This is a genomic window from Natrinema gari JCM 14663 (assembly GCF_000337175.1).
Lineage (GTDB): Archaea > Halobacteriota > Halobacteria > Halobacteriales > Natrialbaceae > Natrinema > Natrinema gari.
In genome coordinates, this window is sequence record NZ_AOIJ01000052.1 from 17,456 (window position 1) to 34,251 (window position 16,796).

General features: G+C 65.6%; 19 protein-coding genes and 1 pseudogene. 7 read left to right on the forward strand and 13 right to left on the reverse strand.

Going from position 1 to position 16,796, the window contains the following annotated elements; all coding sequences use genetic code 11:
* Nucleotides 1–23: 23 nt before the first annotated feature.
* The 4 genes from C486_RS11210 to C486_RS11225 all read right to left on the reverse strand — a co-directional run bounded on the left by C486_RS11210 (nt 24) and on the right by C486_RS11225 (nt 4,450).
* Nucleotides 24–323: a hypothetical protein gene (locus C486_RS11210; protein WP_008456173.1), complete on the reverse strand. Its 300-nt coding sequence runs from the start codon at nt 321–323 to the stop codon at nt 24–26.
* 83 nt (nt 324–406) lie between these two features.
* Nucleotides 407–1,456: an ABC transporter ATP-binding protein gene (locus C486_RS11215; RefSeq protein ID WP_008456175.1), complete on the reverse strand. Its 1,050-nt coding sequence runs from the start codon at nt 1,454–1,456 to the stop codon at nt 407–409.
* Nucleotides 1,453–3,366, reverse strand: coding sequence for an ABC transporter permease subunit (locus C486_RS11220; RefSeq protein ID WP_008456176.1), 1,914 nt, complete (start codon nt 3,364–3,366; stop codon nt 1,453–1,455). Before C486_RS11220 ends, C486_RS11215 begins: the two co-directional genes overlap by 4 nt.
* Before the next feature lie 4 nt (nt 3,367–3,370).
* Complete coding sequence (locus C486_RS11225) at nt 3,371–4,450, reverse strand: thiamine ABC transporter substrate-binding protein (RefSeq protein WP_008456178.1); 1,080 nt, start codon at nt 4,448–4,450, stop codon at nt 3,371–3,373.
* A 108-nt stretch (nt 4,451–4,558) separates the two neighbouring features.
* Here C486_RS11225 and C486_RS11230 point away from each other — a divergent pair, with 108 nt between their 5' ends.
* Nucleotides 4,559–5,680, forward strand: a complete 1,122-nt coding sequence (locus C486_RS11230) for an AI-2E family transporter (RefSeq protein WP_008456180.1) — start codon at nt 4,559–4,561, stop codon at nt 5,678–5,680.
* Between the two features lie 114 nt (nt 5,681–5,794).
* Here C486_RS11230 and C486_RS11235 read toward each other — a convergent pair whose 3' ends face one another.
* Together C486_RS11235 and C486_RS22825 are read right to left on the reverse strand one after the other, a co-directional pair.
* Entirely contained in the window at nt 5,795–6,139 is a 345-nt protein-coding gene (locus C486_RS11235; RefSeq protein ID WP_241432498.1) for a halocin C8-like domain-containing protein, read from the reverse strand.
* Nucleotides 6,140–6,238: 99 nt separating this feature from the next.
* Nucleotides 6,239–6,367 (reverse strand): annotated as a pseudogene (locus tag C486_RS22825) (halocin C8-like domain-containing protein); the annotation flags it as partial.
* A 42-nt stretch (nt 6,368–6,409) separates the two neighbouring features.
* Here C486_RS22825 and C486_RS22325 point away from each other — a divergent pair.
* Nucleotides 6,410–6,622: a hypothetical protein gene (locus tag C486_RS22325; RefSeq protein WP_049888469.1), complete on the forward strand. Its 213-nt coding sequence runs from the start codon at nt 6,410–6,412 to the stop codon at nt 6,620–6,622.
* A 7-nt stretch (nt 6,623–6,629) separates the two neighbouring features.
* Here the strand turns inward: C486_RS22325 and C486_RS11245 are convergent, their stop codons facing one another.
* Nucleotides 6,630–8,234 carry a hypothetical protein gene (locus tag C486_RS11245; RefSeq protein WP_008456185.1) on the reverse strand — a complete coding sequence of 535 codons (1,605 nt, stop codon included), beginning with the start codon at nt 8,232–8,234 and terminating at the stop codon, nt 6,630–6,632.
* A gap of 13 nt (nt 8,235–8,247) precedes the next feature.
* Entirely contained in the window at nt 8,248–8,457 is a 210-nt protein-coding gene (locus tag C486_RS11250; RefSeq protein ID WP_241432499.1) for a hypothetical protein, read from the reverse strand.
* Nucleotides 8,458–8,721: 264 nt separating this feature from the next.
* Between C486_RS11250 and C486_RS11255 the strand changes: the two genes are divergently transcribed.
* Nucleotides 8,722–9,324 (forward strand): DUF5518 domain-containing protein, encoded by a 603-nt coding sequence (locus C486_RS11255; RefSeq protein WP_008456191.1) that lies wholly within the window; start codon nt 8,722–8,724, stop codon nt 9,322–9,324.
* 39 nt (nt 9,325–9,363) lie between these two features.
* On the opposite strand, the gene C486_RS11260 is transcribed toward C486_RS11255, so the two are convergent.
* The 3 genes from C486_RS11260 to C486_RS11270 all read right to left on the reverse strand — a co-directional run bounded on the left by C486_RS11260 (nt 9,364) and on the right by C486_RS11270 (nt 11,889).
* Nucleotides 9,364–10,671, reverse strand: a complete 1,308-nt coding sequence (locus C486_RS11260; protein WP_008456193.1) for an ABC transporter permease — start codon at nt 10,669–10,671, stop codon at nt 9,364–9,366.
* Entirely contained in the window at nt 10,668–11,474 is an 807-nt protein-coding gene (locus tag C486_RS11265) for an ABC transporter ATP-binding protein (protein ID WP_008456194.1), read from the reverse strand. The genes C486_RS11260 and C486_RS11265 overlap by 4 nt, the downstream gene beginning before the upstream one ends.
* Nucleotides 11,475–11,574: 100 nt before the next feature.
* Nucleotides 11,575–11,889, reverse strand: a complete 315-nt coding sequence (locus C486_RS11270; protein WP_008456195.1) for a hypothetical protein — start codon at nt 11,887–11,889, stop codon at nt 11,575–11,577.
* 358 nt (nt 11,890–12,247) lie between these two features.
* Between C486_RS11270 and C486_RS11275 the strand changes: the two genes are divergently transcribed.
* The 3 genes from C486_RS11275 to rpiA all read left to right on the forward strand — a co-directional run bounded on the left by C486_RS11275 (nt 12,248) and on the right by rpiA (nt 14,820).
* Complete coding sequence (locus tag C486_RS11275; RefSeq protein ID WP_008456196.1) at nt 12,248–13,186, forward strand: ABC transporter ATP-binding protein; 939 nt, start codon at nt 12,248–12,250, stop codon at nt 13,184–13,186.
* Nucleotides 13,183–14,025, forward strand: coding sequence for an ABC transporter permease (locus C486_RS11280; protein WP_008456197.1), 843 nt, complete (start codon nt 13,183–13,185; stop codon nt 14,023–14,025). The genes C486_RS11275 and C486_RS11280 overlap by 4 nt, the downstream gene beginning before the upstream one ends.
* Nucleotides 14,026–14,112: 87 nt before the next feature.
* Nucleotides 14,113–14,820 carry a ribose-5-phosphate isomerase RpiA gene (gene rpiA, locus C486_RS11285; protein WP_008456198.1) on the forward strand — a complete coding sequence of 236 codons (708 nt, stop codon included), beginning with the start codon at nt 14,113–14,115 and terminating at the stop codon, nt 14,818–14,820.
* A gap of 19 nt (nt 14,821–14,839) precedes the next feature.
* On the opposite strand, the gene C486_RS11290 is transcribed toward rpiA, so the two are convergent.
* Entirely contained in the window at nt 14,840–15,292 is a 453-nt protein-coding gene (locus C486_RS11290) for a hypothetical protein (protein WP_008456199.1), read from the reverse strand.
* A gap of 134 nt (nt 15,293–15,426) precedes the next feature.
* On the opposite strand from C486_RS11290, the gene fni reads away from it, so the two are divergent.
* Entirely contained in the window at nt 15,427–16,488 is a 1,062-nt protein-coding gene (fni, locus tag C486_RS11295; RefSeq protein WP_008456200.1) for a type 2 isopentenyl-diphosphate Delta-isomerase, read from the forward strand.
* Between the two features lie 107 nt (nt 16,489–16,595).
* On the opposite strand, the gene C486_RS11300 is transcribed toward fni, so the two are convergent.
* The gene (locus C486_RS11300; RefSeq protein ID WP_004267503.1) at nt 16,596–16,763 is read right to left on the reverse strand and encodes a DUF1931 family protein; all 168 of its coding nucleotides are present in this window, start codon (nt 16,761–16,763) and stop codon (nt 16,596–16,598) included.
* Between the last annotated feature and the right edge of the window lie 33 nt (nt 16,764–16,796).

Below are 16,796 nucleotides of genomic sequence, written 5' to 3' on the forward strand. Positions count from 1 at the left end.
GGCCAGAAACCTGTCCCATGCCATCACGTGGCGTTACCGGGACCGATCGGGCGATACGGCCGGAGCGCGGCCGCGTTCGGGACGACCCGAACGAGCGTCGACGCGGGCGTGTACGCCACGCGGTTGGTCGGGGACTTCGCGGCGGTGAGTTTCCAGAACCCCGGGACCCCGAACTGCAGTGTACACAGCCCGTGGTCGTCGGTTCGTGTCGATTTCGTCTCCGTCGAGACGACGGCTCCCTCGACGGGTTGTCGCCGGTCGTCGCGGACCCGGACGGTCATTTCGGTCCCGACGTCGATCCGGAGCTGTCGAGTGATCGGCATGTGGGATGCTACCAGTGCTGTCCGGAAAAGAAATCACCTGCGTGTTCCGGGATGTCGAGCGGCTCCGGTAGGCGGGGTCCGAATCAGTCCTGGTCGATGATGTGTGCGTCCGCGGGTGCGAACCCGACCGTGAGTTCGTCGCTCTCGGGAACGTCCGAAAGCTGGAGGACGATCCTGCGACCGTTCCACCGGCCGTTGACCCGGACGGTCTCCCCGAGGAACTCGCTGGTTTCGACGGTCACCGGCAGCCGGTTGTGATCGGCAGCCTGCGAGAGCGCTCCCGGCCGCACACAGAACGCAGCGCGATCGGCCCCGTCGGGGAGCGCCGGTAGCGAGATCGTCTCGCCGTCGATAGCTACCTGGGAGTACTCCCCGTTCCGGCCCCGTACGTCGCCCTCGAAGACGTTGTTGTCGCCGACGAACTCGGCGACGAACCGCGTCGCGGGCTCCCGATAGATCTCCTGCGGTCGTCCGACCTGCTCAACCCGGCCGTCGTGCATGACCGCGAGCCGATCCGAAATCGCGAGCGCTTCGGCCTGATCGTGGGTGACGTAGACGGTCGTGATCCCGAGCTCGGACTGAATCCGCGTGACTTGCCGCCGCAGCGACTCCCGGAGCTGCGCGTCGAGCGCGCTCATCGGCTCGTCGAGCAAGAGCAGGTCCGGTGCCGGCGCGAGCGCGCGAGCCAGCGCCACTCGCTGTCGCTGCCCCCCAGACAGCTGGTCCGGTTCGCGGTCGCCCATCCCCTCGAGATCGACCAGCTTGAGCAGGTCGGCGACGCGTTTGTCGACCGTCTCGCCGTCCGGTGGTTCCCGAAACCGGAGGCCGTAGCCGACGTTCTCGGCGACGTTCATGTGGGGAAACAGGGCGTAGCTCTGGAAGACGACGCCGACATCCCGCCGTTCGGGTGGGACGCCGGCCATCTCCCGCCCGTCGAATCGGATGGCCCCGTCGGTCGGTGCTTCGAAGCCGGCGATCGTTCGCAGCGTCGTCGTCTTTCCGCAGCCGGAGGGGCCGACCAGGGTGAAAAACTCGCCGTCGCGAACGGTGATGTCGACGTCCTCGAGCGCGCTGGTCCCGGTTCCGTCGGCCCCGTAGACTTTCGAGACGTCCTCGAGACGGAGGTCAGTCATCGCTCGAACCTCCCGCCGACGCGGTCGACGACGACGAAACTCGCGGCCGTGACGACCAACAGCACGGTTCCCATGGCGATCGCGGGCCCGGAGCGGCGGCCGAGATAGCGCTCGACGGCGACGGGCATGGTGTACGTCTGGCTCCCGCTGGCCAATATCACCGTCGAAGAGAACTCGCCGATCGAGATGGCGAAGGCGAAGGCCGCGCCGGCGACGATCCCGCTGGCCACCAGCGGCAACTCCACGTCCCGGAGGGCGCGGTACCGGGAGGCCCCGAGCGCACGCGCGGACTCGACCAGTGCCGGATCGAGCGTCGACAGGAGCGGCGAGACGTTGCGCGTGACGAAGGGGTACGCCGCGACCGCGTGGGCGGCGACGATCGCGACCCCACCCGTCACCTGAAACCGCCACCCGCCGGGCAGCGAAACGCCGAAGACCAATCCCTGCAACAGTCCGATCCCGAACACGACGCCGCTGACCGCCAGCGGGAGCATCGCCAACGTATCGACGATCGTGCCGCCGCGACCGGCCCGGACCGTCACGACCGAAACGACGACGCCCATCGGGACCGCGACGGCCAGCGTCGCGACGCCGAACAGCAGCGAGTTCCGGATCGCAACCCACGGTAACGTCTGGTACGATGCCCCCTCGAGCTGGCGCTCGAGCAGGAACGCGTAGTGGGCCAGCGTGACCCCGTTCCCGTCGGTCACGCTCCCGACGACGAGACTCGCCAGCGGGCCGACGAAGACGACGAGGGCGACGAGCCCGTAGCCGATGATCGCCAGCCGGCGCGGCGACAGCGCCGTCCGGAGATCCGGGAACAGCGGTGTTCGGGATGGCGCGGTAGCCGCTCGAGCCAGGCCGGATTGGGCGGACTCGTACCGCAGGTAGGCGTAGGTCAGGGCAAGCGAGAGGAGCGTCTCGAGGACGGCCAGCGTCGCGGCCTCGGAGTACGCGAGCCGGCGGACCCGATCGTAGATCCAGACTTCGACGGTCGCGAGCTGGAGTCCGCCCAGCGCGAGCACGATGGGGAAGGTCATGAAAGTGAAAATAAACGTCAGCAACGCACCTGTCAGGATCGCCGGTAGGAGCTGCGGAACGACCACGTCGCGGAACGCGCGTCGGGGACTCGCCCCGAGACTGCGTGCGGTTTCGACGCTTCGGGCGTCGACGGATTCCCAGGCGGCGACGGTCACGCGAGCGACCAGCGGCGCGTTGTAGAACGCGTGGGCGACGATCACGATGGCGAGCGGGTTCCACTCCATGAACGGGATCGGCCCCAGTCCGAGCATCCCGAGTCCCTGGTTGAGCGTTCCCGCTCGGCCGAACATCGCATAGAAACCCACGGCGACCATGATCCCCGGCAGCACGAAGGGGAGGATCGTCAGTGACCGCAGCGTTCGCCGGCCCCGGAACTCGTAGTTCGCGAGGACGTAGGCGGCGGGCAGTCCAAGCGCAACGCTCGCGATCGTCGACAGCGCGGCCTGATACGCGGTAAAGCCGAACAGCCCCTTGCGGATCGGCGGCACCTCGAGAGCGAGCCACGGGATCGGCAGCGAAACGCCGGGAAGCGGGGACTCGATCGACACGGACACCGAAATCGCGCCGAGCCAGCCGACCAGCGACTCGAGGTGCGCTCTCACTGCCAGCGGCTCAGCGAAGACGTCCGCGAGGACACCGACGTAGAACGGATCGGTGAGGACCGCGCGGAAGAACGCGAGCGTCGCCGTCCCGTCGTCGATCACCGCCTCCACGAAGACGACGCCGACTGGCAGATAGAGCATGACGGCGAGGACCCCGGCCGTTACGAGCGTCGTCAGAACGAGCGCGCGGCGCTCGAGCCAGCGGCGAACGCCGGCGGATCGCCGCCGCAGCCGGGCTCCCCGATCGGACCGGTTCGGTCGTGACATGGGCCTATTGGCTGGCGAACTCGCGCGCCCAGTCCTCGACCCAGCCGTCGAGGTTGCCCCGAAGATCGTCGTAGGTAAACGCGACCGGCTCCGGGGGTGCGTGGGCGTACTGACTGAAGCTCTCGTCGAGTTCGACGTCGTCGTCGGCGACGGCGGGGAACTGGACGTTCCGTCGTGCGATCTCCGCCTGTGCCTCGCTCGAGAGCACGAACGCCATGAAATCGGCGGCGAGATCCGCCTTGTCACTGTCGGCGAAGATGGCCATTCCCTCGGGGTTCTCGTACCCTTGCTCGTTCGGAAACGCGATCTGATGTCTAGTGAGGTCGGGATCGTCGCCCGTCGCGTGGAACACCTGATCGGTCGAGTAGGAGACGATCATCGGCCGCTCCTCCTCCATGTACGATCCGAAGTACGACTCGCTCCATCCGTTGAGGATTTGGACGCCGTTGTCCCGGAGCGCTCGCCAGTACTCGAGATAGCCGTCGGCACCGTACTCCGCGATGGTCCAGAGCAGGAACGCCAGCCCCGGATCGGACGACTGGGCGTTCTGGGTGATCAGCGTGTCCTCGTACTCGGCACTGAGCAACGCATCGAGCGACGCCGGCGGGGCGAGGACGCTCTCGTCGTACACGAGACTGATGTAGCCCGTATCGTACGGGAGCACGCGGTCGTTCGGATCGCCGAACGTGAGATCGTCCCGGAGCCGATCGACGCCCTCGATTCGGTCCCGCTCGAGCGATCGGAACAGTTGCTCGTCGAGACTGTCGTCGATACGGACGAGTTCGTCGACGTTGAGACCGAAGTAGATGTCCGCGCCGACGGTGTCCTGTCGCGCCCGTTGGATGTAGGTGTTGATGCCGTTTTCGGGCACCGTCCAGGAAATCTCGGCTTCGGGATACGCCGATTCGAACGCTTCCTTGAGCCACACGCCGGCGGGATCCCCTTCTTCGACCATCGAGGGGTAGGTCGCGATGCGAAGCGTATCGCCATCGCTGCCTCCCGGAGTACTGTCGCGTGTCAGACAGCCCGCGACGCCGGCGGCCGCACTCCCACCGACTGCGCCAACGAACGTTCGTCGTCTCATTACCGGGTGGTTGCACTAGGTAGTCTTAAGACCCGTGATCGGCGTCGTTTCGTTCCAGCGCCGCCATCAGAGCCGAAAACCTTTATCTTTCGGGTGAGACACACCGCTGTGACAGGACCCTCGAGCGGAACGACGAGTGCGAACGGCCGGCGACGATACGTCCTCGCTGGCATCGTCGTCGCCCTCGGCGTCCTCACGGGCGGCATCCTGCTCGACGTTCTCGGGACGATCCTCTTTGCGCTCACCGTCGCCTACGTCCTCATGCCCGTTCAGGGCTGGCTCGTCAGGCGCGGTCTTTCCGAGTGGACCGGCGCGCTCGCAGCGACCGTCGTCGGCTTCGTCGCCGCTCTCGCGGTCTTCGCACCTATCGTCGTCGCGCTGTATTTTCGCATCGAGCAGGTGCTCGACGCCGTCGAGGCCCTCCCTCGGGAACTCTCCGTGACGGTGCTCGAGGCGACGTACACCGTCGAAGCCGGGGAGGTACAGGCGCTTGCGGTCGACTATCTCAGCGCTGCCGCGACCTCGTTCGCGCTGGCGCTGCCGGTGCTCGGGATCAAGTTCGCGCTGTTTATCGTTCTCATGTTCGGCCTCCTGCTCAAGGGTGACGAAGCGGGTCGAGCAGCCGTTGCACCGATTCCCTACGACTATCGTGATGTCGTCTACGCGCTCACCAAACGGGCCCGCGAGACGCTGTACGCGATTTACGTCCTGCAGGTCGCGACCTCGATCGCGACGCTCGTCATCGCGTACCCACTGTTCCGACTCCTCGGCTACGAGGCCGCGCTGACGCTTTCGATCATGGCTGCCGTCTTACAGTTCGTTCCCATCATCGGTCCGAGCATGCTCATCGCCCCCATCACGCTCTACCACGTCGCGATCGGCGACCTCGTCGCGGCGACTCTGGTCGGGGTTTTGGGGCTCGTATTCGTGGCCTGGCTGCCCGATATCGCCGTCCGACCGCGGCTCTCCCGCCGGTCCGCCGGCCTGCCCGGCAGCCTCTACTTCGTCGGCTTTACTGGCGGGCTCTTCACGCTCGGTCCGATCGGCATCGTCGTCGGCCCGCTGATTGTCGCGATCTTCGTCGAAGCCGTCGACCTGCTCGCCGACGAAGTCAACGGTGACGCGACGTTTACCGACCTCGTCGAGGCCGACGACCAGGAGCCGCCAGACGCGGCTGCCGATACCGAGACGACGCTTGAGGAATCGACATCGCAGGCCGCCGACGACTGACCGGGAGCGGCGGTGATCGAGCCGTCCCGCTCCCGGACAGCCGTCCGCATCACGTCGTTCGTTCCGGAACGGAGAGTTCTCTGCGGCCGTTTCGAACTCGTCACAGCGAGCCGTCTAACAGAGGCCCACTCGATTACAGGCCTCTTTGGCGACCGCGTCACCGCAACCGCTGTACTCGTCGGCGACGGTACAGACGATTTCGACGAAGCCCAGACAGCTGAGCCCCGCAACCGGAATGGTGATACCGAGGAGCCCGCAGGTGAATCCATCGGCCGCGCTACAGCCGCTGGTACAGACCTTCCCTGCGGCGTATTTACAGGCGATACAGCCCGTGATATCGATATCTGCCGGGGTCGGTGCGGTTCCCGAGGAACTGCTCTCGTCCAGGTCGATCTCGCTGTTTTGCGCTTCTCGGATCGCGTCCGTATCGACGGAAATGACCGTCGCTCCGTCGGACATGGCTGCGGACCGCACGCCGTCGGTTTCGGACGCGTTCGTGGGCTCGAACCGGTGCACTTCGTCGAGGACACCGTCGTCGGTTTCGTAGTCGTAATCGAGAGTGGCGACTTCGATCTCACCGGTATCGGGATTGCGACCGATGACGATGCTGGCCTCGGTAGCGTCCGTCAGTATCTCGAGATCGTATTGGACGACCTCTCGAGGTGTAAATTGCCCCGGGTAGGGGATGTGGCGCTTAAATTAATGCCTGTTGAGAATGGATGGTCTAATATGAATCGACAGACATCGTACCCGGTCGCGGTCCTCGTCACTGGTATCGCAGCCGTCTGTGCGCTGGTGATCGCAACCGGCTTTCTCGATCCGGACTGGATGCTCGAGACGCTCGGACTCGAACTCTACCTCGGTTCGATCGTCGTCCTGCTCGGCTGTACCGTTCTCTCGTTCTACTTCGATCTCGCTGGTACGCTCCGTCGAGGACTGTAGCCATCGCTCACTCGAGCGTGTACCGATCGAATCGCCGTACTGCCGTCCGATAACAGCCGTATCCGATTCCACCGTCCAGGGAGAGCCACACCAGTACCGACGCGCCCTGCGCGATCGTCGCTGCCGTGCCGTCGTGCAGAAGTAGCCGTGGGCCGATGAGAGCGCCGACTCCGACCAGCCCGAGCGACAGTACGGTCATCGAGTAAATCACGATCGCCGACAAACTGGGCGGGACCACGGTCCGCCGACGGCTGACTCGTATCGCGCCGAACCGGGGAAAGCGCATGCCGACGGCGAGTGCGATTCCGATAGCGGCCGCTCCGTGAACGCCGATCCAGAGGCCCAGTCCGAGCGCGAGCGGAAGCGCCGATGTCGCGATGCTGACCGCACTTCCCGTCGCGACGAGCAGCGGAACGCCGACGATCGCGCTCATCAGTGCGGTTCCCCGCACGAACTGGCTCCCGTCGACCGGTGACGTCACCGTCGCCGGTAACGCCGCTCCGTCGTCACCGAGCGGATTCAGCGTCAGGCAGCCGCCGACGAACCACGACCCGAGGAGGCCGACGGCGATCGGAAGCAGGGACCGCCCGGCCGTCGATCGTGCCAGATCGACCAGCAACCACGCGCCGACGAGCAGCGGGAGGCCGAGGTGTGAGAGGCGCGTCGGGTCGCGTTTCACTCGCCGGAGCGATCGCCACGCGACGTACCGTGTCGGGCGGTCGATCCGTCCTCGCAGGCGGGGGAACGGCCGCGATCGCTCGCCTACGGCCGCCGCTCCTTGATCGTTCCCGTTCGCTCCCATCTCGTCGAGCCAGCGTTGCGTCGCGAACCGCTCGGTCACCGACCCGCCCGCATAGCCGATCGCGACCGTCCCGAGCACCGCACCGAAAGCCCGTGTCTGGCTCGCCGCGATCGGCGTCCCGACGACGAAGAGATCGCCGTACCAACTCGTCGGCAACCCCGAGGCGAGTTCCGGGGTCGTGCTCAGTCGTGCCATCACGCTGGCGACGATGAGCGCGCCGAGGAGGGCCAGCCCACCGGCCACGTACCCCGTCTTCGAGCGGGCGCGGCGACTCCAGACGGCGACCGCGGCACCGACCGCGGAGCCGGCGCAGACGCTGCTCGTCAGAAAGAGGACGGTGACGAGTGGCACCGTCAGGATCGGAACGGACGTACCGGCCCCGGTGGCGAATCCGACGCCAAGGATCCCGACCGGGAGGACGACGAACGCGAGCCCACGCAGGAACTCCGCGGAGAGCACGCCGATCGTCACTGCCCTCGGCCGGACGCTCGTCAGTACCAGCGACGGGGCGTCGATATCGATCGTTCGGACCGCCGCTCGCTGGCCGAACACGGCGGTAGTCGACAACCAGAGCAGCGTCACGAGCAGTCCGATCACCGGCGGTAACGACGGATCGGCTCGAGCAGCGAGTGCGGCCGTTTTGCTCTGGACGACCAGCGCCAGCATCCCGAAATAGAGCGTTCCGAAGAGACCAGCACCGGCGAGTAACGCGAGTCGGACGCGGTCTCGCTTGAGTGTCCGCCAGTCCCGCACCACGTCGACATACCCGATCCACAGTCCGTGGACGAGAGTCCGATCGTGTCGTGCCATTCCCCGGGGGCGACTATGAGCTGCCGTATTTCATTCCGCCGTAGTATATTACCCCCATGAACACACCGGAACCGATCGCTTCGATGAGCGATGGGTCTTCTCCGTTGTAGATGTCGAACCCGATTTTGATAGCGAAAACGACGAGCATCGCGATGACTGTGTGACGGAGATAGTTTTCTTTCAATACCCCGTTCAGCCGTCCGAGCATGGATGGTTCTGTCATCGTTGTTGGTTCCGCGGTGATCGGTCACTGCTCGCTGAGACCGCTATCGCCCGCCCGAGTTTTCCCTCTAAGTGGGGCTGAATCATGTCTTGTATCTCATCCTTATGTTTATCCTACCGAAACATATTTTTTGTGGTAATATTGAAGGGTAGCGGACTGAATCTGCCGCTGACCGACGGGCATCCCCTTCGGGACCAGCCGTTTCCTCTGTCCATTGCCGCCGTTCTCCGCTACAATTTTCACCGGTCCCGTCGTCCGTTCGGCATGGTCAGCACCCGTACGGTCATCAACGCGGTCATCGGTGCCGTCGTCGGCGTCGCGCTCTCGTTTATCCTCGGCTCGACCATCCTCGGCGGAGCCGTCGCGGGCTTTCTCGAGGGACCCGACGAACGAGCGGGGACGATCGCGGGTGTACTCGCCGGGGTCGTCATGTTCCTCCCGATCGCGACCGGAGGAGCCCTCGTCTTCGGGTTCCTCGGACTGGGACTGCTCGGCGGCGCTCCGGGCGGCGGCATCGCCGTCCTCTCGATTGTCGTCATCATCGCCCTCCTGATCGTTCTCGCCTACACCGTCGGGCTCTCCGCTCTCGGCGGGTATCTCGGGGCCTACCTCGCACGCGAATATCCCGATAAACGACGACGGACGCAGGACACCATCGGCTTCTCGACGGCATCGGAGCACCCGTCGCGCACTGCCGACATCCCGCCGCCCTCGGACCGAGACGCCGATTCGATGTCGACTCGAGACCGCGATCCCGAGACGATGCGTGGGTTGGACCGGGACGGGCGGTCGGGTCGAGAACCGTCGGACGGGCCCGACGGGGAGCGCGATCCGGACCGTAACCGAAATCGAGAGCCGGATCGCTGATCGCGACCGTAAGCGACGCCGGCCGTTCTGGTAGCCGTGTCACTCGTATCTGAGCGCATCGATCGGGTCCGTTCGCGCGGCCCGCCAGGCCGGATACAGGCCGGCGAGAATCCCGACGAGAATCCCGACGCCGACCGCCAGCGCTACGTACTCGAGGGGGTAGACCAGCGGCAGGTCGATGTACTGCGCACCGAGATAGCCGCCGAGCAGCCCCAGCCCCGTTCCCAGGATCGCGCCGATGACGCCGAGGATCACCGCCTCGGTGAGAAAGAGCCCGAGCACGTCGCGGTTCTGCGCGCCGACGGCTTTCATGATGCCGATCTCCCGGGTTCGCTCGGTGACACTGACGAGCATGATGTTCGCGATGCCGATCGAGCCGACCAGCAGGGAGATGGCCGCGATGCCGACGATGAAGTTCCGAAGCAGGGCCAACACGTCCTGGAGTTGCTGGAGCAGTTCCGTACTCGTCCGGAACGTGACCTCGAGATCGTCGCCCAGCAACTCGCTTGCATCGGATCGGTCGCTCTCGAGGTAGGCGCTCGCGCTCTCACGAGCGGCGTCGATATCGGATTGGGCGGCCGAGTCGGCTTCGATAATGATCGCGAGGAAGCGGGCGTCTCCGATGCCGGTCCCGTTTTCGTCACCGGTTCCGGTCTCGTTCTCGCCACCGCTCCCACCGCCGATTCCCAGTCCGGCCGCCTGCGCCGCGTAGTAGGGGTCCGTCGGCACGTAGATCCGCGGCGAGGATTCGAAGCCCTCGAACGGACTCTGTCCCTCGCTGGTGTCGGTGATGCCGACCACCTCGAGAGTCGTGCGCTCGCCGCCGAGGATCGTCACCGTGAGTTCGTCGCCGAGAGTGACGTTCTCCTCGAACTGGTTCGCCGCCGCGGGGTTGACCACCGCCTCGCGTTCCCCTCGCTCGAATTGCCTGCCCTCGGCTAGCCTGCTCTCGCGGATATACGACGGCCCCGTGGCGATCAATCCGTTCCCCTGTGCGACCGTCTCGTTGCCGTTCGAGATCGCCTGCGTTTGAATCGTCGCGTAGCCGTAGGCCGCCGCCACGTCCGGTTGCGCCGCGACCGACTCGAGGTCGTCCGGGGTGAATACGGGTTGGGCTCCCGCCAAGGGGCCGCCCTCGATGTCGGGATCGGCGGCCCAGCCGTAGACGTTGCGCCGGTCGTCCGGGCTGATGTCGCCGATAATGCCCGCCTGGAGGCTGGCACCCAGCGTGACGAACGCGATCACCGCCGCGATGCCGATCACGATCCCCAGCGTCGTCAGCGCCGACCGGAGTTTGTGGCCGCGAATGGAGCGCCAGGACAGGCGCAGGCTCTCGAGCGGGTTCATTCGGAATCGGCCTCTCGATGTCTCGACGGCGACCCAGTCTCGGAATCCGCGTCCGCGTCGGATGCCGGCTCCGTCCCGCGTCCCGGGTCCGCTGCTGACCCACTCGCATCGTCGCCCTCGAGGTCCTCGATCCGCTCGATTTTCCCATCGAGGAGGTGGACGATGCGGTCGGCGCGGTCGGCGACGTGTCGCTCGTGGGTGACGACGAGCATCGTCGTCCCGGCCGCGTGAAACTCGTCGAAGAGATCCAGAATGTCCGCTTCGGTGTCGGTATCGAGGTTCCCCGACGGTTCGTCGGCCAGCACGATCGCCGGGTCGTTGACCAGTGCTCGCGCGAGCGCGACCCGCTGTCGTTGGCCCCCTGATAGTTCGTTCGGCAGGTGATCCGCGCGGTCGCCGAGACCCACCCGCTCGAGCAGGTCCCGCGCCCGCTCCCGGCGTTCGGCCCGATCGATGCCCTGGAACAACTGCGGCAGGGCCACGTTCTCGAGGGCGTTCAGCCGCGGCATCAGGTTGAACGTCTGGAAGACGAACCCCACCTCCGTCCCCCGGAGCCGCGTCCGTTCGCGGTCCCCGAGCGCGCCGACCGGCCGGCCGCCGACAACGACCTCGCCCGCTGTCGGCGTATCAAGACAGCCCACGAGGTTCATCAGGGTCGACTTGCCGGAACCGCTCGGTCCCATGATCGCGGTGTACGATCCCCGCGGCACCGCGAGAGAGACGCCGTCGAGCGCGTGAACGGGTTCGCCGATCCGATAGGTCTTGCGGACGTTCTCGAGGGCTACTGCCGTCTCCCGTGCCATGCAGGATCGTCCACGGACGGTTCAAAAAAAGTTCGGCGCAACAGCGTGGTCCGCAAACGACGCGGGTCCGCGGTCGTCCGGTCGTCGGTCCGATCGGCGGCTACCAGTCGCCCCCGGCGGCTCCTCCTTCCTGCATCGGTTCCGTTCCCGTCTCGTCGCCCCGGACAATGACATACGCGACCAGGACGAGGATGCCGATCGGAAACAGGAAGAACAGCGTCGCCGCGACGCCGATTCCCCACTGGAGTTCGTTGTTCTCGCGCTTCGAGGCGTCTTTGTACACCCAGTAGCCGGCACTGCCCGCGATCAGCACGGTGAGGATGACCCCGAGTATCATCCCGACGAGGACCGCCGTTGAATCGACGTTGGCGGCTTCGCCGCCGACCTGCAGCGGAAGGAGGGCGAGTCGCAACATCACACCACCTCGCTCGATCCGCTCATCGATCGACCGTCGGAGTTCCCGTGCCGATCGATACCGCTCCGATCAGTCGTATACGACGTGAGTGCTCTCATATACAAGCGATGATACTCGAATAGGTCATATATTCCTTTCCCGGATTTTCTGTCAGTGATATATTTAGAGCGGCACGAAACGGCGACGCTACCCGGCCGATACCGACACCCGTCTCTCCGTTCAACGACCGCCGACGGACAGCGCTACCGCCGGTTCGCTCGTCCACTCGGCAATCGATTGCTATACCGTCCTCAGAAACGTGATATATCGTCACAAGCAAAGGATTTATATCTAAATCTCAATAACTTAGATAATTAACGTGAGCGCGATCGATATCTCCGGCGTGACGAAACGATACGGCACCGAACTGGCACTCGACGGACTAGACCTCACCGTCGAGAGCGGAGAGATATACGGCTTTCTCGGCCCCAACGGCGCGGGCAAGTCCACGACGATCAACCTCGTGCTCGATTTCATCCGTCCGACTCGCGGCGACGTCCGCGTCTTCGATCTGGACGTGCGATCGGATAGCCTCGAGATCCGCAACCGGACTGGCATCCTTCCGGAGGGGGCCACGCTGTACGACCGCCTGACCGGTCGCCAGCACGTCGAGTTCGCCATCGAATCGAAAGCGGCCGACGACGATCCCGACGAACTCCTCGAGCGGGTCGGAATCGCCGACGCCGCCGCGAAGAAAGCCGGCGGCTACTCGAAAGGGATGGCCCAACGGCTCATGCTCGCGACGGCCCTCGTCGGCGAGCCCGATCTGTTGATCCTCGACGAGCCCTCGACCGGCCTCGACCCCAACGGGGCCCGCGAGATGCGGGAAATCATCCGTGAGGAGAACGCCCGCGGTGCGACCATCTTCTTTTCCTCGCACGTCCTCGGACAGGTCGAGGCAGTCTGTGACCGCGTCGGCATTCTCCGTGATGGCCACCTGATCGCCGAGGACACCATCGACGGCCTCCGTGACTCGATGCCGACCCAGACCCGACTTCGCGTGACGCTCGACCGCATCCCCGACGATTCCGCGAGCGCGCTCGAGGCGATCGACTCCATCGACGGCGTGTCGTCTGTCGAGCCCGAGGGCCGGACCCTCGTCGTCGCCTGCGAGGACCGCGCGAAGACGACCGTACTGCGGCGGATCGAGGACTACGGCGTCTCAGTCGAGGACTTCGAAACCGACGAATCCTCGCTCGAGGACCTGTTCGTGGCCTACACGTCGGACTCGGCCGGCAGTGCGGGGGTGATACAATGAGTGCGATCACCGTCGCGAAGAAGGACTTCCGGGATGCGATTCGATCACGCGTGCTGATCGGGTTGACCGTCCTGTTCGCCCTGTTTACCGTCGGCGGCGCGGCCCTCGCATCGTGGGTTTCGGGACTGTTCGACGACGCCAGTGCCCAGTCGACGATCGAACTGGTCCTCACTCTCCAGGCACCCGCCGGGTTTCTCGTCCCTATCATCGCCCTGATCGTCGGGTACGGCGCGATCGCCGGCGAGCGAGAGAGCGGCAGCCTGAAGTTCCTGCTCGGGCTCCCACACCGCCGTCGCGATATCCTTCTCGGGAAGGTGCTCGGCCGGACCGGTGTCGTGGCCGTTTCGATCTTCGTGGGCTTTACCATCGGCCTGCTCGGCCTCTTCGCGTTCGTCGGATCGGTTTCGCTCACCGATTACGTCGCGTTCACCGCCGTGACGATACTGTTCGGACTCGTCTACGTCGCCATCGGTGTCGGGTTCTCCGCGATGACGCGGTCGACGACCAGAGCGGCGGTCGGTGCGCTCAGCGTCGTGATACTGTTTAAAGTCGTCTGGGGGATCGTCGGCATGATCCTCCTCTCTGTGATCGAGGGGATGTCCTTGGTGGAGTCACCGCCTGATTGGTACCTCGTCTACAACGCGGTGACACCGGACGCCGCCTACGGCTCCGCGATCGGTGCCGTCCTGAACCGAACCGGTCCCACGGTGGCCAGTGCATACGACATCTCGACGGTACCGCTCGTCGCCGAGCCCTGGTTCGGATTCGTTATCCTCGCGATCTGGGCCGCCATCCCGATCGGGCTCGGCCTCTGGCGGTTCGACCGCGTCGACCTCTGATACGGGCGGCCGTAGCTGTCATCCGGTGGCACTACGGGCCGGGGTGGAGGTGTAACGTTTTTCTCGCCGCCGCTCGCTTGCACACCCATGAAGACGGACGGCGGTTCCGACGCGGCGAAACGGCGTGCCGGTGAACGGGCGGCCGAGGAGATCGAGAACGGATTCGTGGTCGGACTCGGCACCGGGTCGACGACCGCCCACGCCATCCGAGCGATCGGGCGGGCGATCGACGACGGCCTCGACATCCGAGGGATCCCGACCTCGTTTCAGGCCCGGCAACTGGCGCTGGCAGTCGGGATCCCCCTGACCAGTCTCGACACCGTCGACGGCATCGACCTCGCGATCGACGGTGCCGATCGGGTCGTCGACGCGCCCGACGCCACCGCTCACGGCGCGCTCATCAAGGGCGGCGGCGCGGCCCATGCGCGCGAGAAACTCGTCGATACGGCCGCGGACCGGTTCGTCGTCGTCGCCGACCCCTCGAAGCTGACCGACCGACTCGAGCGCTCGGTTCCCGTCGAAGTGCTCCCCGACGCACACACCGTCGTCGCGGATCGCCTCGCCGAACTGGGCGGCGAGGCGACCCTCAGAGCGGCCGAGCAAAAGGACGGGCCGGTCGTGACCGACAACGGCAATCTGGTGCTGGACTGCGAGTTCGGACCGATCGACGACCCTGACGGACTGGCGACGCGGCTCTCAGGGCTCCCGGGTGTCGTCGAACACGGCCTGTTCGTCGGGGTGGCCGACGCGACCTACGTCGGCACCGACGACGGCGTCGACGTCCGTCGGTACTGAGTCGCTCGCCGCACGTCCGTCATCCCGAGCAAAGCCGTCGACAGCGCGAGCACCGATCCGCGTCGTTGCGGTCCTCGTCGGTCGGTTCCGTCCCCGTCCGCCGCGAGAGCAGGGTCACGGTCAGATAGAGCACACCCAGCAGCCGCGCTGCGGGGACTACCCACGGCTGTACCTCGAGCCGGTCCGTATCGGCGTAGACCAGGTGCTGGCTGAGCTCGATGATCGGTCGGGGAACGAGGACGAGCGTCAGGCCCGCGACCCCGAGCAGCGCGGAGACGAGCGTCGATCCCTGGCGACCATGGACGAGCACCCAGACGAAGACGAGCCCCTCGAGCCGCGCCCCCGTCAGTGCCAACGGTCGTCGCTCGGCCGCGCCGGGATTTCGCAGCCCGATCCGTTCGCACAGCCGGATGATCGGCTCCGGTTTGAGGATCTCGACGACCCCGAAGCCGATTAAGAGTTCGCGCAACATGTGTCACGTCTCCCACGGCGCGGGGCAAAAACCTCGAGCCGGCGGCCGGCAGATTGGCGGTCGTGGTGTCGATCAAAACGCGGAATAGACAGCTTTTCAACACCGACACGCGACTTTTCGGAGGAGACGGTTCAATGCCCGAGACATCCGATCGAAAAGACGACCACATCCGTATTATCGAGGAAGAAGACGTCGAGACGACCGGTGCAGGCTTCGCCGATATCGACCTCGTCCACGAGGCGCTTCCGGAGGTACACCGCGACGAAATCGAGACGACCGCGGACCTGTTCGGCCACGAACTCGCAGCCCCGATCGTTATCGAGAGCATGACCGGGGGGCACCCGAACACCACGAAACTAAATCGGACGCTCGCGGAAGCCGCCGAACGAACGAACGTCGCCATGGGCGTCGGCAGCCAGCGTGCCGGCCTCGAACTCGACGACGAAGCGGTTCTCGAGTCGTATACGGTCGTCCGAGACGCCGCCCCGAACGCCTTCCTCTACGGAAACGTCGGCGCGGCCCAGTTGCTCGAGTACGGCGTGGACGATGTCGAGGAAGCCGTGGCGATGATCGACGCCGACGCGATGGCGATTCACCTGAACTTCCTGCAGGAGGCCGTCCAGCCCGAGGGCGATGTCGACGCTCGTGGGTGTCTCGCAGCGATCGAGCGAGTCGCCGACGAACTTTCGGTGCCGGTGATCGTCAAAGAAACGGGCAACGGGATGTCACGAGAAACGGCGACCCGACTCGCCGACGCCGGCGTCGATGCTGTCGATGTCGCCGGTCAGGGCGGAACGACGTGGTCGGGAATCGAGTCCCACCGAGCGGCCGCGGTCGGTGCCCAGCGACAGGAAGCGATCGGCCGCCTGTTTCGCGCGTGGGGTGTCCCGACCGCGGTGAGCACGCTCGAGGCGGCGACAGTCCACGATTGTGTGATCGCAAGCGGCGGCGTTCGCTCCGGGCTGGATATCGCCAAGGCGATCGCGCTTGGGGCCCGTGCCGGCGGGCTCGCGAAACCGTTTCTCGGACCGGCCGGGCAGGGTGTCGACGAGGTCGTCGACCTGATCGAGACGCTCAGGTTGGAACTACGGACGGCGATGTTCGTCACCGGTTCGGCGTCGCTTTCGGAATTACGGGACACGGAATACGTCGTGCTCGGACGAACGAACGAGTACATCGACCAGCGCCGCCGCTAGGTGCGTTCGTTCGGTCCGTCTCGGGGTGGGACGGACGCTCACCTTCCGGCCGGCGATACTGGCCGCTATCGACGTAGCGGTCGAAAAAATCGCGGTGCAATCGTACCTTACAGGTCGCGGGGCTGGACCGTCTTCCGGTCGTTAGCCTCTGCACGCCGGGCGGCGTCCTCGAGGAGTTCGTCGACTTCCTCGTCGAGCGCGTCGTAGAAGTCCGAAGCAACGTTTTTGTCATCGAGCGCTTCCTTGACGGCGGCTTTGACGATAAGATCTGCCATACGATCTACTCGTTTCGCGTTACCTCATATAAC

Bases quoted from the DNA above. Each gene is read 5' to 3' on its own strand.
- C486_RS11245 (WP_008456185.1), bottom strand. From the start codon at position 8,234: ATGGCACGACACGATCGGACTCTCGTCCACGGACTGTGGATCGGGTAT.
- C486_RS11290 (WP_008456199.1), bottom strand. From the start codon at position 15,292: ATGTTGCGCGAACTCTTAATCGGCTTCGGGGTCGTCGAGATCCTCAAA.
- C486_RS11220 (WP_008456176.1), bottom strand. From the start codon at position 3,366: ATGTCACGACCGAACCGGTCCGATCGGGGAGCCCGGCTGCGGCGGCGA.
- C486_RS11215 (WP_008456175.1), bottom strand. From the start codon at position 1,456: ATGACTGACCTCCGTCTCGAGGACGTCTCGAAAGTCTACGGGGCCGAC.
- C486_RS11255 (WP_008456191.1), top strand. From the start codon at position 8,722: ATGGTCAGCACCCGTACGGTCATCAACGCGGTCATCGGTGCCGTCGTC.
- C486_RS11210 (WP_008456173.1), bottom strand. From the start codon at position 323: ATGCCGATCACTCGACAGCTCCGGATCGACGTCGGGACCGAAATGACC.
- C486_RS11265 (WP_008456194.1), bottom strand. From the start codon at position 11,474: ATGGCACGGGAGACGGCAGTAGCCCTCGAGAACGTCCGCAAGACCTAT.
- C486_RS11270 (WP_008456195.1), bottom strand. From the start codon at position 11,889: ATGTTGCGACTCGCCCTCCTTCCGCTGCAGGTCGGCGGCGAAGCCGCC.
- C486_RS11225 (WP_008456178.1), bottom strand. From the start codon at position 4,450: ATGAGACGACGAACGTTCGTTGGCGCAGTCGGTGGGAGTGCGGCCGCC.
- C486_RS11260 (WP_008456193.1), bottom strand. From the start codon at position 10,671: ATGAACCCGCTCGAGAGCCTGCGCCTGTCCTGGCGCTCCATTCGCGGC.
- rpiA (WP_008456198.1), top strand. From the start codon at position 14,113: ATGAAGACGGACGGCGGTTCCGACGCGGCGAAACGGCGTGCCGGTGAA.
- C486_RS11250 (WP_241432499.1), bottom strand. From the start codon at position 8,457: ATGACAGAACCATCCATGCTCGGACGGCTGAACGGGGTATTGAAAGAA.
- fni (WP_008456200.1), top strand. From the start codon at position 15,427: ATGCCCGAGACATCCGATCGAAAAGACGACCACATCCGTATTATCGAG.
- C486_RS11235 (WP_241432498.1), bottom strand. From the start codon at position 6,139: ATGTCCGACGGAGCGACGGTCATTTCCGTCGATACGGACGCGATCCGA.
- C486_RS11280 (WP_008456197.1), top strand. From the start codon at position 13,183: ATGAGTGCGATCACCGTCGCGAAGAAGGACTTCCGGGATGCGATTCGA.
- C486_RS11300 (WP_004267503.1), bottom strand. From the start codon at position 16,763: ATGGCAGATCTTATCGTCAAAGCCGCCGTCAAGGAAGCGCTCGATGAC.
- C486_RS22325 (WP_049888469.1), top strand. From the start codon at position 6,410: ATGAATCGACAGACATCGTACCCGGTCGCGGTCCTCGTCACTGGTATC.